Origin of the sequence: Amycolatopsis sp. lyj-346, from assembly GCF_046548975.1 — a bacterium.
Taxonomy (GTDB): Bacteria; Actinomycetota; Actinomycetes; order Mycobacteriales; family Pseudonocardiaceae; genus Amycolatopsis.
Map to the genome: position 1 here is coordinate 240,282 of NZ_JAJPWT010000004.1, position 13,065 is coordinate 253,346.

Annotated in this window: 11 protein-coding genes; 8 read left to right on the plus strand and 3 right to left on the minus strand. The window is 73.5% G+C overall.

Annotated features, from left to right (window positions below; all coding sequences use genetic code 11):
- Positions 1–20 precede the first annotated feature (20 nt).
- Genes ACLJQE_RS16070 through ACLJQE_RS16080 form a run of 3 tightly spaced genes read left to right on the plus strand, consistent with a single transcriptional unit; the run spans position 21 to position 3,945 of the window.
- Positions 21–860 carry a PPK2 family polyphosphate kinase gene (locus ACLJQE_RS16070; protein ID WP_410640012.1) on the plus strand — a complete coding sequence of 280 codons (840 nt, stop codon included), beginning with the start codon at positions 21–23 and terminating at the stop codon, positions 858–860.
- A gap of 20 nt (positions 861–880) precedes the next feature.
- A complete protein-coding gene (locus ACLJQE_RS16075; RefSeq protein ID WP_410640013.1) occupies positions 881–2,998 on the plus strand; it encodes a prolyl oligopeptidase family serine peptidase in 2,118 nt (705 codons plus the stop codon).
- Positions 2,995–3,945: an LLM class F420-dependent oxidoreductase gene (locus ACLJQE_RS16080; RefSeq protein WP_410640014.1), complete on the plus strand. Its 951-nt coding sequence runs from the start codon at positions 2,995–2,997 to the stop codon at positions 3,943–3,945. The genes ACLJQE_RS16075 and ACLJQE_RS16080 overlap by 4 nt, the downstream gene beginning before the upstream one ends.
- A 102-nt stretch (positions 3,946–4,047) precedes the next feature.
- On the opposite strand, the gene crcB (ACLJQE_RS16085) is transcribed toward ACLJQE_RS16080, so the two are convergent.
- On the minus strand, positions 4,048–4,422 hold the full coding sequence (crcB, locus tag ACLJQE_RS16085) for a fluoride efflux transporter CrcB (RefSeq protein ID WP_410640015.1): 375 nt from the start codon (positions 4,420–4,422) through the stop codon (positions 4,048–4,050).
- Positions 4,419–4,823 carry a fluoride efflux transporter CrcB gene (gene crcB / locus ACLJQE_RS16090; protein WP_410640016.1) on the minus strand — a complete coding sequence of 135 codons (405 nt, stop codon included), beginning with the start codon at positions 4,821–4,823 and terminating at the stop codon, positions 4,419–4,421. Before crcB (ACLJQE_RS16090) ends, crcB (ACLJQE_RS16085) begins: the two co-directional genes overlap by 4 nt.
- A 222-nt stretch (positions 4,824–5,045) precedes the next feature.
- Between crcB (ACLJQE_RS16090) and ACLJQE_RS16095 the strand changes: the two genes are divergently transcribed.
- From ACLJQE_RS16095 to sthA, 5 genes are read left to right on the plus strand one after another with little or no spacing between them, the layout of a single operon-like run.
- Positions 5,046–6,818: a pyridoxal phosphate-dependent decarboxylase family protein gene (locus ACLJQE_RS16095; RefSeq protein WP_410640314.1), complete on the plus strand. Its 1,773-nt coding sequence runs from the start codon at positions 5,046–5,048 to the stop codon at positions 6,816–6,818.
- A complete protein-coding gene (locus ACLJQE_RS16100) occupies positions 6,815–8,092 on the plus strand; it encodes a lysine N(6)-hydroxylase/L-ornithine N(5)-oxygenase family protein (RefSeq protein WP_410640017.1) in 1,278 nt (425 codons plus the stop codon). The genes ACLJQE_RS16095 and ACLJQE_RS16100 overlap by 4 nt, the downstream gene beginning before the upstream one ends.
- A complete protein-coding gene (locus ACLJQE_RS16105) occupies positions 8,089–9,819 on the plus strand; it encodes an IucA/IucC family protein (RefSeq protein WP_410640018.1) in 1,731 nt (576 codons plus the stop codon). The genes ACLJQE_RS16100 and ACLJQE_RS16105 overlap by 4 nt, the downstream gene beginning before the upstream one ends.
- The gene (locus ACLJQE_RS16110) at positions 9,816–11,123 is read left to right on the plus strand and encodes a glutamine synthetase (protein WP_410640019.1); all 1,308 of its coding nucleotides are present in this window, start codon (positions 9,816–9,818) and stop codon (positions 11,121–11,123) included. The genes ACLJQE_RS16105 and ACLJQE_RS16110 overlap by 4 nt, the downstream gene beginning before the upstream one ends.
- Positions 11,124–11,179: 56 nt before the next feature.
- Complete coding sequence (sthA, locus tag ACLJQE_RS16115) at positions 11,180–12,589, plus strand: Si-specific NAD(P)(+) transhydrogenase (RefSeq protein ID WP_410640020.1); 1,410 nt, start codon at positions 11,180–11,182, stop codon at positions 12,587–12,589.
- A 4-nt stretch (positions 12,590–12,593) separates the two neighbouring features.
- Here sthA and ACLJQE_RS16120 read toward each other — a convergent pair whose 3' ends face one another.
- Positions 12,594–12,917 carry a hypothetical protein gene (locus tag ACLJQE_RS16120; protein WP_410640021.1) on the minus strand — a complete coding sequence of 108 codons (324 nt, stop codon included), beginning with the start codon at positions 12,915–12,917 and terminating at the stop codon, positions 12,594–12,596.
- Between the last annotated feature and the right edge of the window lie 148 nt (positions 12,918–13,065).

Here is a 13,065-nt window from a genome sequence, read left to right on the forward strand (position 1 = left end):
TGACCGGGTACTTTTCCGGGATGGCCAAGAAAGACGAAGGAAGCCGGGTCCGGGACGCGCTGCGCTTCGGCGGCCGGCTGCCCGACCCGGGCTCGGCCCCGGTCGGGCCCGGCAAGAAGGCCAAGGCCCTCGAGCGGCTCGGCAGCGCGGGCGAGCGGCTGTCCTCGCTGCAGGAGGCGCTCTACGCCGAGGGCGTCGGCGGCGGGCGGCGCAGCGTCCTGCTCGTGCTGCAGGGCATGGACACCTCCGGCAAGGGCGGCACGGTCTCGCACGTGCTCGGCCTGGTGAACCCGATGGGTGTCCGGTACGCGGCGTTCAAGAAGCCGACCGCGGCCGAACGGCGGCACCACTACCTGTGGCGGATCCGCAAGCAGCTGCCCGCCCCCGGCCAGATCGGCGTCTTCGACCGCTCGCACTACGAGGACATCCTCGTCCCGCGCGTGTCCGGCCTGCTCACCGCCGCCGAGCGCCGCCGCCGCTACGCCGAGATCACCGCGTTCGAAGCGGAACTGGCCGAGGCGGGCACCACCGTGGTCAAGGTGTTCCTGCACATCTCGCCGGAAGAGCAGCTCAAGCGGCTCAAGGCCCGGCTCGTCACGCCCGGGAAGCGCTGGAAGTACAACCCGGGCGACCTGGAGGCGCGCTCGCACTGGCCCGCCTACCAGGAGGCCTACGCCGACATCTTCGAGAAGACCCCGCACTGGTACGCCGTGCCGGCCGACCACAAGTGGTACCGCAACTGGGCCGTCGCCGAGCTGCTCATCGAAACCCTGGCCGACCTGGAGCCGCGGTTCCCGGAGCCGGACTACGACGTCGACGCGGAGCTGGCCAAGCTGAAGGGTGTTGGCGTCTCGTCGTGATCGTCTGGAAGAGTGCGGGCGTGACCGATGTCGACGACCTCCCGTTCCTCCGCAAACAGGCCCGGACCCAGCGCTTCACCCTCGGCGCGCCGAAGGAGTTCCGGGTCGCCCCGGACGGCTCCCGCGTGCTGTTCCTGCGCGCGGAGTCGGGCACCGACCCCCGGCACAGCCTCTGGTCGGCCGACCTGGCGACCGGCGCCGAGACCAAGCTCGTCGACGCCGCCGAACTGCTGCCCGCCGAAGAGGAGCTGCCCGCCGAAGAGCGCGCGCGGCGCGAGCGGGCCCGCGAGACCGGTGGCGGCGTCGTGCACTACGGCGTCGACGCGGCCTTCACCGTCGCGGTGTTTTCGCTCTCGGGCAAGCTCTACACGCTGGACCTCGCGTCCGGCGAGGTGACGCTGCGCGTCGACGGCGCGGTCATCGACCCGCGGCCCAGCCCGGCCGGTACGCACGTCGCCTACGTCCAGAACCGGCGGCTGCACGTGCTGGAGCTGGCCACCGGCGACGACCGCGTGCTCGTCGAGGAGGACGGCGGGGACGGCGAGGACGGCGAGGACATTGCCTGGGGCCTCGCCGAGTTCATCGCCGCCGAGGAGATGGACCGCACCCGCGGCTACTGGTGGGCTCCCGACGGCCGCAGCATCCTGGCCGAACGCTCCGACCGCGGCCCGGTGCCGCGCTGGACCATCGCCGACCCCGCCAACCCCCAGCAGCCGGCGAACGTCGTCGCCTACCCGGCCGCGGGCACCACGAACGCGCTGGTGTCGCTGTCCGTGCTCGGCCTGGACGGCTCCCGCGTCGACGTCGCACCGGGGGAGTGGGAGTACCTGGCGTCGGTGCACTGGTCGGCGGGCGGCGCGCCGCTGCTCGCCGTGCAGCCGCGCGACCAGAAGCGGATGGACGTCCTGGCGCTGGACGTCGCCGACGGCTCGACGTCGGTCGTGCACACCGCCACCGACCTGCACTGGATCGACATCGTCGGCGGCGTCCCGGCGTGGACCCCCGACGGGCGCCTGGTGGTCGAGGGCATGGTCGACGGCGACCACCGGCTCTTCGTCGGCGGCGAGGCCGTCACCCCGGCCGGGCTGCAGCTGCGGGCCGTGCTCGACGTCGGCGACGAGATCCTGTTCAGCGCCTCCGAGGACGACCCGACGCAGATCCACGTCTTCCGGACCGAAGGTGCTTCGGTGCGTCGCTTGTCCACTGTGGACGGCGTGCACGTCGGTGCCGGCTCCGCCGCGGTGACCGTGCTTTCGTCGTGGAGCCTGGAGTACAGCGGCCCGCGCGTCTCGGTCCTGCGGGACGGCGCGCCGGTCGCGTCGATCGAGTCGTCCACTGTGGACCCGGAGGTCGTGCCGAACCTGACCTGGCTGACGCTGGGGGAGCGGAACCTGCGCGCGGCGCTGCTGCTGCCCCGCGGGTACGAGCCGGGCGAGGGCAGGCTGCCGGTGCTGCTCGACCCGTACGGCGGGCCGCACGCCCAGCGCGTCCTGCAGAGCCGCAACGCCTTCCTGACTTCGCAGTGGCTGGCCGACCAGGGCTTCGCGGTGCTCGTCGCGGACGGCCGCGGCACGCCGGGCCGCGGGGCGGTGTGGGAGCGCGAGATCGCCGGGCGCCTCGCCGACGTGACGCTGCAGGACCAGGTCGACGCCCTGCAGGCGGCGGTGGCGGCGTTTCCCGAGCTGGACCCGGAGCGGGTCGCGATCCGCGGCTGGTCCTACGGCGGGTACCTGTCGGCGCTGGCGGTGCTGCGCCGTCCGGACGTCTTCCACGCGGCGGTCGCGGGCGCGCCGGTGACCGACTGGTCGCTGTACGACACGCACTACACCGAGCGGTACCTCGGGAAGCCACAAGAGCACAGCACCCGCTACGCGCACAACTCGCTGATCGAAAGCGCGGGCGAGCTGAGCCGGGCGCTGCTGATCGTGCACGGGCTGGCCGACGACAACGTGTTCGTCGCCCACGCGCTGCGGCTGTCGTCGGCGTTGCTGGCCAAGGGGCGGCCGCACGTCTTCCTGCCGCTGGCGGGCGCGACCCACATGACGCCGCAGGCCGAAGAGGTCGCGGAGAACCTGATGCGCACGCAGGTGGACTGGCTGCTGCGTGAACTGTCCGCCGTCGAGAAGGAGAACGCATGAGTCGCTGGGGCCTCACCATCCCGCTGACCGGGGTGCCGCTGACGGCGCACCGCGAGCTGGTCGAACAGCTGCCCGACCTGGGCTACACCGACGCGTGGACGGCGGAGACGGCGGGCACGGACGCGTTCACGCCGCTGGTGCTGGCCTCCCAGTGGGCGCCCCGGCTGCGGCTGGGCACGGCGATCGTCCCGGTGTACACGCGCGGCCCCGGCCTGCTGGCGATGCAGGCGGCGACGGTCGCGGAGCTGGCCCCCGGCCGGTTCGTCCTCGGCATCGGCGCGTCGTCCCCGGTGATCGTCTCCCAGTGGAACGCGGCGGCTTTCGAGGAGCCGTTCGCCCGCTCCCGGGACACGCTGCGCTTCCTGCGCACGGCGCTGGCGGGGGAGAAGGTCAGCGAGAAGTACGACACGTTCGCGGTCTCGAAGTTCCGCCTGGAGCGCCCGGCCGACCCGCCGCCGTCGATCATGCTGGCGGCGCTTCGCCCGGGCATGCTCCGCTTGGCGGCGCGTGAGGCCGACGGCGCGATCACGAACTGGCTGGCGGCTTCGGACGTGCCTCGCGTCCGGTCGGTGGTGGGCCCGGACGTCGAGCTGGCGGCCCGCATCTTCGTCTGCCCGACGGAAGACGCGGAGGCGGCTCGTGGCCTGGGCCGGATGCTGATCTCGAGCTACCTGACGGTCCCGGTGTACGCGGCGTTCCACGAGTGGCTGGGCCGCGGGGACGCGCTGGCCCCGATGCACGAGGCGTGGGCGGCCGGGGACCGGCAGAAGGCGAACCGGGTGATCCCGGACTCCGTCGTCGACGAGCTGGTGATCCACGGCAGCGTCGACTCGTGCCGGGAGCAGGTGCAGGCCTATGTGGACAACGGGCTGACGACCCCGGTCATCGCCCTCCTGCCGACCGGCGACGACCCGTTCGAGCAGGTGCGCGGCCTGGCCCCGCGCTGACCCAGCCTCCCAGCGCCCCAAGGTGGCCTTCGGTGCGTTGAACGCACCGAAGGCCACCTTGGGTGCGTTCAACGCAACCAAGGCCACCTTGGGGCGCTGGGGTCAGGACCAGATCGACGAGGCGAGGAGGAGGCCGAGGGCGCCCGAGGTGAGGCCCGCGAGAACGGTGACGACCACGTTCAGCACCGCGTACCGCTGCGCCTTCGCCTGGAACAGCCGGACCGTCTCGTAGCCGAACGTCGAGAACGTCGTCAGGCCGCCGCAGAAGCCCACCGCGACCAGCGCGCGCACCGACGACGGCTCCGCGCCGTGCAGGAGCCGGCCGCTCAGGAAGCCCAGGATGAACGAGCCCGCGATGTTGACCGCCAGCGTTCCGAACGGGAACGGCGAGTCCCGCCACTGCCGGAACTTCCAGTCGGTCAGGTAGCGCAGGATCGAGCCCGCCGCGCCGCCGAGGGCCACCAGGACCAGCGTCATGCGTGTCCCTTTCGCGCGGCTCGGGTCGCCGTCAGCCCGGCCACGACCGCCGTCAGGCACAGCCCGAGCGACGCGGCCACGTAGAGCAAGGACTGCAGGAGCTGCCCCGTGGTCGCCGCGTCGAGGGTGTCGGTCACGAACGTCGAGAACGTCGTGAAGCCGCCGAGGATCCCGACGCCGAGGAACGGCCGCAGGAGGGGGTGCGGATGTGCCGTGGTCGTCAGGACCGCCATCAGGACGCCGATGAGCAGGCAGCCGAGCACGTTGGTGAGCAGCGTGGCGACGGCGAACTCGCCGCGCGCGTGCGGGATCGCCACCGACAGGCCGTAACGGGCGAGGCTGCCGACCGCGCCGCCGGCGCCGACCGCCGCCAGGACGTCCCATCGGGGCACGCTGATCACCTCCCTCGCGGCGAACCTACTCCCGATGGCCGACGCGTCGCCGCCACCCGGTCGAGCATGCTGGACGGGACCGGATGACAGGCAGCCGTCGGTCGCCGTACTGTTGCGCAGCGTAGGCAAGGCAACCCTAAGGAAGGCGGGCACATGCGGGCAGACGGGCTGGCCGGGGGCGACGGCGGCGCGGACCGGCTCGGCGAGCTGATTCCACTGGCCCTGCGCGGAATGGCGGCAGGGGTGGCCGAGCGCGGCGGCCCGGTCCCGGCAGGCGGCCCGGCCGCGGTGGCGGCGGCCCTGGTGGCGGAGCGTGGCGAGCCGGAACACCGCGACGACCCGGCGACGGCCGCCGGGCGCACTGGCTCGGTCCCGGCCGATGCCGCCGCGCCGAGCCCGGAATCCGCCCCCGCCACCGGCCCTGCGGTCGATGGCGGGCCGGCCGCCGCGGTGGGGAGCAACTCGCCTGCGCCCGCCTCTGGTGGCCGGGAGCCCGCCGCCGCTGCCGTGGCCGCTGAGCCTGCCGGGTCGCACCGGGTCGATGGGCGTGGTAGCCGGGAGCCTGCTGCCGTGGCCAGTGATCCGGCCGGGCCGCACTGGGCCGATGGGCGTGGTGGCGGGGAGCCTGCTGCCGTGGCCGCTGAGCCTGCCAGGCCGCACCGGGTCGATGGGCGTGGTGGCCGGGAGTCCGCTGCCGCGATGGCCGGCGGTCCGGCCGGGCCGCACCGTGGCGCGCGAGCCGGTGCGCTGCCCCGCCGTGGTGTCGGTGCCGAAGCCGCGCTTGAAGAACTCAGCCGCCTGCTCGCCGCCGGTTCCGCCGATCCCGCCGATCCGGCCTGTGCCGCCCACCTGCACTGCCCGCCCCTGGCCGTCTCCGTGGCCGCCGATGTCGTCGCCAGTGCGCTCAACCCCTCCATGGACTCCTGGGACCAGGCTCCCGTCGCCAGCGAGCTCGAACGCGAATTCACCACCGGGATCGCCCGGTTGTGCTACCCCGAAGCCGACCGGCCCGACGCCGTCGTGACCACCGGGGGCACCGAATCCAACCTGCTCGGCCTCCTCCTCGCCCGCGAGAACGGGATCGTCCAGCCGGTCTGCGGGGCCAACGCCCACCACAGCGTCGCCCGCGCCGCCTGGCTGCTCGGCCTGCCCGCCCCCATCGTCGTCCCCTGCGAAGGCGACCGGCTGCTCCCGGAGGCCCTCGCCGCCGTCGCCGGCCCCGGCTGCGTCGTCGTCGCGACCGCCGGGACCACCAACACCGGCACCCTCGACCCGCTGCCCGAAATCGCCGGAATCTGCCGCCGGCACGGCGCCCGGCTGCACGTCGACGCGGCCTACGGCGGCATGGCCCTGTGCAGCGAACCGCTCAGGACCAAACTGGAAGGGCTCGAACTCGCCGACTCGATCGCGCTCGACCTGCACAAGTTCGGCTGGCAGCCGGTCGCCGCCGGGCTCTTCGCCGCCCGTGAGGCCGCCGATCTCGGCGCGCTCACCGTCCGCGCCGAATACCTCAACGCCGACGACGACACCGAAGCCGGCTTACCGGACCTGCTCGGCCGCTCGATCCGGACGTCGCGGCGGCCGGACGCCTTCCGGATGGCCGTCACCGTGCACGCGCTCGGCACCGACGGCCTCGGCGCGCTCGTCGAACAATGCTGCGCCACCGCCACCGAGGTCGCCCGGCACGTCGAAGCCCACCCCGGGCTGCGGCTCTGGGGCCCGCCGGAGCTGTCCACAGTGGTCCTGCGGCCGGTCGTCGCCGACGAGACGGGCGGCGACGAGCTCGTCGCCCGGGTCCGCCGGGCCCTGCTCGAAGCGGGCACCGCCGTCATCGGCCGGGCCGCGCTGCCGACCGGGCCCGGTGGCGCCGGTCAGCTCTGGCTCAAGCTGACGCTGCTGCACCCGCACACCACCGCCGCAGACTACGTCCCGCTGCTCGACCGGATCGTCGCCACGGCCGGCGCCGAACTCGGCGCCGGCCGGGAAAGCCCGGTCGCTTCGTGAGGCGCCACCACCTCGCCGGCGTCGGGATCGGCCCGTTCAACCTCTCGCTCGCGGCCCTCGCCAGCGGCGTCGACGGCCTCGACGCCGTCTTCTTCGACGCCCGCCCGGAGTTCCGCTGGCACCCGGGCCTGCTCGTCGAAGGCGCGACGCTGCAGGTGCCGTTCCTGGCCGACCTGGTGACGCTGGTGGACCCGACGAACCCGTTCTCCTTCCTCAACTACCTGCGTGACCGCGGGCGGCTGCTGCCGTTCTACTTCGCCGAGCGGTTCCACCCGCTGCGCGCGGAGTACGACGACTACGGCCGCTGGGCGGCCGCGCGGCTGCCGTCGTGCCACTTCGGGTGCGAAGTGACGGGCATCCGCTGGGCCGGCGACGCCTTCGAGCTCACGATCGCCGGAACCGAACCGGTGCTCGCCGACCACGTCGTGCTGGGGGTCGGCTCGGTGCCGTCGGTGCCGGAGCCCCTGCGTGACCTCGTCGACGATCCCGGAGTCCTGGCCCTGCATTCGGCCGGCTACCTGACGCACCGGGACGACCTCCTCGCCGCCGGTCGCGTCACCGTGGTCGGGTCCGGGCAGTCGGGCGCCGAGGTGGTGCTCGACCTGCTGCGCTCCCGCTCCACCGTGGACGGACTGCGCTGGCTGGCCCGGACCCCCGCGTTCGCGCCGATGGAGTACTCGAAACTCGGGCTCGAGCAGTTCACCCCGGATTACACCGCGTACTTCCGCGGCCTGCCCGAAGACGTCCGCGACCGGCTGCTGCCCACGCAGTGGCAGCTCTACAAGGGCATCGACGCCGAAACGATCGGCGCCATCCACGACGAGCTCTACCGCCGCAGCATCACCGGCCCGCCGGGCGCGGTGCTGACCCCCGGCGTCGAAGTGCTTTCGGCGTCCACAGTGGACGGCGAGATCGAGCTCGGCGTGCGGCACGCGCAACAAGGCCGCGACGCCACCTTGCGCACCGATGCCGTCGTCGCGGCGACCGGGTACGCCGAGGCGCCGACCGGGCCGCTGCTGGCCGGGCTCGGCGACGCCGTCCGCCGCGACCGGCGGGGCCGCCTCGAAGCCGGCGCGGACTACCGCGTCGCACTCGACCTGCCGGGGTCGCTGTTCGTGCAGAACGCCGAACGGCACACCCACGGCCCCGGAGCCCCCGACCTCGGCCTCGGCGCGTGGCGGGCGGCCGTGATCCTCAACGCCGTGTGCGGCAAGACCGTGCACAAGCTGCCCGACCGCACCGCCTTCACCACGTTCGGCCTGGAGGACAAGTGACCATCGACGAGGCGGCCGCCTGGCGCGCGGCCGGCGCCCTGATCACGCACAAGATGCTCGGCGAACTGTCCTACGAGCACATGCTGGAGCCGGTCGCCGACGGCGACGGGTACCGGCTGGAGCTGCCCGGCGCCGGCTACGCGTTCCGGGCCCGCCGCGGCGCGTTCGACGCCTGGACGGTCGAACCCGGCAGCGCCCACCGCAACGGCGAACCGGTCACCGACCCGCGCACCCTCGTCGTGGACGCCCGCGAAGTACTGGGCCTGACCGGGCTTCGGCTGGCCGATGTTCTCGCCGAGCTGACCTCGACGGTCGCGAACGAGGCCGCCCGCCTGCGCCGCGCGCCGACCGCGGCCGCACTGTCCACGATGGACTACGACGTCGCCGACGGCCACCTCACCGGCCACCCGCGGCTCGTGCTCAACAAGGGCCGCGTCGGGTTCTCCGCCCGCGACCGGGCCCGGTACGCGCCCGAGGCGGGCGCGGACGTCCGGCTGCGCTGGTTCGCCGTCCACCCGGACCACGCCGAGTTCCGCTGCGTCGGCGAGCTGAGCCGGGACGCGCTGCTGGCCGCCGAACTCGGCGAGCTGCGCGAAGAGTTCGCCGCGAAAGCGCCGCCGGACTACGTCTGGGTGCCCGTGCACCCGTGGCAGGCCGACGAAATCCTCGGCACGCTCTACGCCGCCGAGCTCGCCACCGGCGTCGTGATCGACCTCGGGGAGAGCGCCGACGCCTACCGCCCGCACCAGACGGTCCGGACACTGGCGAACGTGAGCACACCCGGCCGCCACGACGTCAAGACCGCCGTGTCGGTGCGGAACACGCTGGTCTACCGCGGGCTGAACTCCGCGGCCACGCTCGCCGGGCCGTCGGTGACGACGTGGCTGCGCCGGATCGGGGCCGCCGATCCGCTGCTGACGGAGCAGTACCGGTTCGGGCTGCTGGGCGAAGTGGCGAGCGTGTCGGTGCGGCACCCGCTGTTCGGGCACCTCGAGGAACTGCCGTACCGGTTCCACGAAACCCTGGGCGCGCTGTGGCGCGAGCCGATCCGGCTGGCCGACGGCGAGCGGGCGATCTCCTTCGCCGCGCTGCCGTACCGAGGTCCCGACGGCGTCTCGATGCTCGCGCACCTGATCGGCGGTGGGGACCCGGTCGCGTGGCTGACGCGCCTGTTCGACCTGACGCTCACGCCGCTGCTGCAGTGGCTGCTGCGCCACGGCGTCGGGTTCTGCCCGCACGGCCAGAACCTCGTCCTGGTCGTCGACCCCGCCGGGTTCCCGCAGCGGGTGCTGATCAAGGACTTCGCCCAGGGCGTCGACCTGCTCGACGAGCAGCTGGAGAGCTACGAATCACTCCCGCCCGAGGCGGCCGCGGACATGCTGCGCTGGCCCGCGCACCTGCTGGCGCAGTCGTTGTTCAGCTCGGTGTTCTCCGGCCAGTTCCGGTTCTGGGCCGAGCTCCTGCTCGACGAGCTGGACCTGCCGCGGGCGGCGTTCTGGGCGCCGGTCCGGGAGATCGCCGTCCGCTACCGCGACGAAAACCCGGACGTGGCCGCGCGCTTCGACGCGTGCCGCCTGTTCGCCCCGGACGTCGAGCGCGTGACGCTCAACCGGGAGCACTTCGCCGGGCAGGGCTTCGACAAGGTGGAGCGCGACGACGAGTTCGACGTCCGCTGGGGCCGGGTGCCGAACCCGCTGCACGCCCCGGATCCGGGCGGGGCGTGGTGACGGCTTTCGCGCGGCCGGCCGGCCCGCGGTCACTGGCCGCCCGGCGCGCGGCGGCCACGGCGGGGGAGGCGGTGCTGCGCGGCGTGCTCGCCGAGGACGGCGCCCGGCTGCTCCTGCTGGTCCCCGACCCGCACGCGCGGTTCGCCGCGGTCGAGCTCGCCGAGCCGTTCGCGGCTTCGGTGCTCGAAGACGGCTACGGCGTCTGTAGTTACGTCTTCGCGTGGACGCCGTCGCGGGATCCGCTGCCGGCGTCCGGCGTGCTGGGCGGGTACCTCGAAGGCTTCGGCGACCTGCGGGTGCGGCCGGACGCGGCTTCGGCGATCCCGCTGGGTGACCGGACGTGGGCGGTGGTGGCCGACGCCGAATGGCCGTCCGGGGCCGCCGCCGAGCTGGCGCCGCGCGAGGTGCTGCGCGGGCAGCTCGCGGCGTTGGAAGGGATGGGGCTGGTGCCGTCGGTGGGCATCGAGCACGAGGTCGTGTTCCGCGACGCCCTCGGCGTGCCGCTCACGGCGCACGGCGTCGACTACGCCCTCGGCGGCACCGAGCGCCTGACGCCGTTGCTGCGCGACCTGCGGACGGACCTGGCCGACGCCGGGCTCGGCGTCGAGTCGGCGCGGGCCGAGTGCCACCCGGGCCAGTACGAGATCGTGCTGCGCCACCGCGACGCGCTGGCCGCCTGCGACGACGTCCTGCTGCAGCAGCTGATCGTGCGCCGGGCGGCCGCGCGCCACGGCGTCACCGCCGACTACCTGGCGGCCCCCGAGCCGGGACAGGGCAACTCGGGGCACGTGCACCTGTCCTTGTCCGCCGCGGACGGCTCTTCGCCGGACCTGCTGGGCGGCTTCCTGGCGGGCGTGCTGCGCGACGCGCGGGCGCTGACGGCGGTGTGGGCGCCGACGTGGAACAGCTACGTCCGGCTGCGGACGGCGTCGTTCTCACCGCGTGACGTGCGGTGGGGTCACGATGACCGGACGGCTGCGGTGCGGGTGGCCGGGCCGTCGTCGAGCCCTCGCCTGGAGTTTCGCTTCGCCGGTGCTGACGCGCAGCCGCATCTCGTGGTTGCGGCGTTGCTGGCTGCCGGGCGGTTCGGGCTGGAGGAGGGGCTGAGGCCGCCGGAAGCGGGGGTCACGGTGGGTTCGCTCGCGGGGTCGCCGTGGGAGGCGTTGTCGCTGGTGGAGCGGGTGGGAGAGCTGCTGGGGACCGACGTCGCCGCGCAGCTGGGGGCGCTGCTCACCGAGGAGATCGAGTCCGGGTTGGAGGCGGTCACCGATTGGCAGCGCCGCCGCGGCGCCCTCCGTTCCTGACGACCGGTCGCCGGTGGGGGTTGCGCCCGGACCGCCGGGTGCGCAGGCTCGACGTCGTGAGCGAGCACGAGTACGACCTCATCGTCATCGGTTCGGGCCCCGGCGGGCAGAAGGCCGCGATCGCCGCGGCGAAGCTCGGCAAACGGGTGGCGATCGTCGACCGGCACGACATGGTCGGCGGGGTGTGCGTCAACACCGGCACGATCCCGTCCAAGACCCTGCGCGAAGCCGTGCTCTACCTGACCGGCATGAACCAGCGCGAGCTCTACGGCGCCAGCTACCGCGTCAAACAGGACATCACCATCGCCGACCTGCTCGCGCGCACCCAGCACGTCGTCGGGCGCGAGGTCCAGGTCGTGCGCGCGCAGCTGATGCGCAACCACATCGACCTGGTCGACGGCACCGCCTCCTTCACCGACCCGCACACCGTGCTGGTGGAAGGCCGCCACCGCGGCGACCGGCGGACGCTGTCGGCCGGTCACGTCGTGATCGCCACCGGCACCCGGCCCGCGCGGCCGAAGCAGGTCGACTTCGACGCCGCCCGCGTGCTCGACTCCGACGAGATCCTGCGGCTGGAGCAGATCCCGTCGTCGCTGGTCGTGGTGGGTGCCGGGGTGATCGGGATCGAGTACGCGTCGATGTTCGCCGCGCTCGGCTCGCGGGTCACCGTGGTCGAGCAGCGTGACCACATGCTCGACTTCTGCGACCCGGAGATCGTCGAGTCCCTCAAGTTCCAGCTGCGCGACCTCGGTGTCACGTTCCGCTTCGGCGAGAAGGTCGCGGACGTGGCGGTCTCCGACCACGCGACCATCACGACGCTGGTCAGCGGCAAGCGCATCCCGGCCGACGGCGTGATGTACTCCGCCGGCCGCCAGGGCATGACCGGCGCGCTCAACCTGGAGGCGGCGGGCCTGACCGCGGACGAGCGCGGACGGCTGGTGGTCGACGAGAACTACCGCACCGCGGTGCCGCACATCTACGCCGTCGGCGACGTGATCGGCTTTCCGGCACTGGCGGCGACGTCGATGGACCAGGGCAGGCTCGCGGCCTACCACGCGTTCGACGAGCCGGCGCACGAGCTGGGCGCGCTGCAGCCGATCGGCATCTACACGATCCCCGAGATCTCCTACGTCGGCGCGACCGAGGCTCAGCTGACGTCGTCGTCGGTGCCGTACGAGGTCGGCATCGCCCGCTACCGGGAGCTCGCGCGCGGCCAGATCACCGGCGACAGCTACGGCATGCTCAAGCTCCTGGTGTCCACGGCGGACCGGAAACTCCTCGGCGTCCACGTGTTCGGCACGGGCGCGACCGACCTGGTCCACATCGGACAGGCGGTGATGGGCTGCGGCGGCACGGTCGACTACCTCGTCGACGCGGTGTTCAACTACCCGACCCTGTCGGAGGCGTACAAGGTGGCGGCCTTGGACGCCACCAACAAGATCCGGGCGCTGGAACGCTTCTCGTAGCCCGTCACCGCACCTGGGCGTTGGGGCTGACGAAGTTCCACCCGGCGCCGCAGGCCACGGTGGAGCGGAGGGGATCGCCCTGCACCCGCCAGACGCCGTAGAAGTTGGAGTAGTCGAAGCTGCCGCTGGGCGTCAGGTACCGGCAGTAGGCCACGGCCCGGAACTGCGTGCCGGACGCGGACGCGTAGCAGTAGGCCGTCGTCCCGTTGCCGGACTGCGAGGCGGAGCAGTAAGCGGGAGCCGCGGCCGCGGGCGAGGCCAGGGCAACGGACAACCCGGCGGCGGTCAGCGTCGCGGCGAGCACGGTCTTCGCGATCCGAGAGTGCATCGGTCCTGCCTTCCGGTGGTGCGGATGGGGGCACGGCGGTCACGTCCGCCGGTGGTGGCCGGTTGAGGGGCCGGCCGGAAGGCCACCCGGTCGGCCCAGCGCCGTCCCAGCCGCCCCGAGGACACCACGGACACCACGGACACCACGG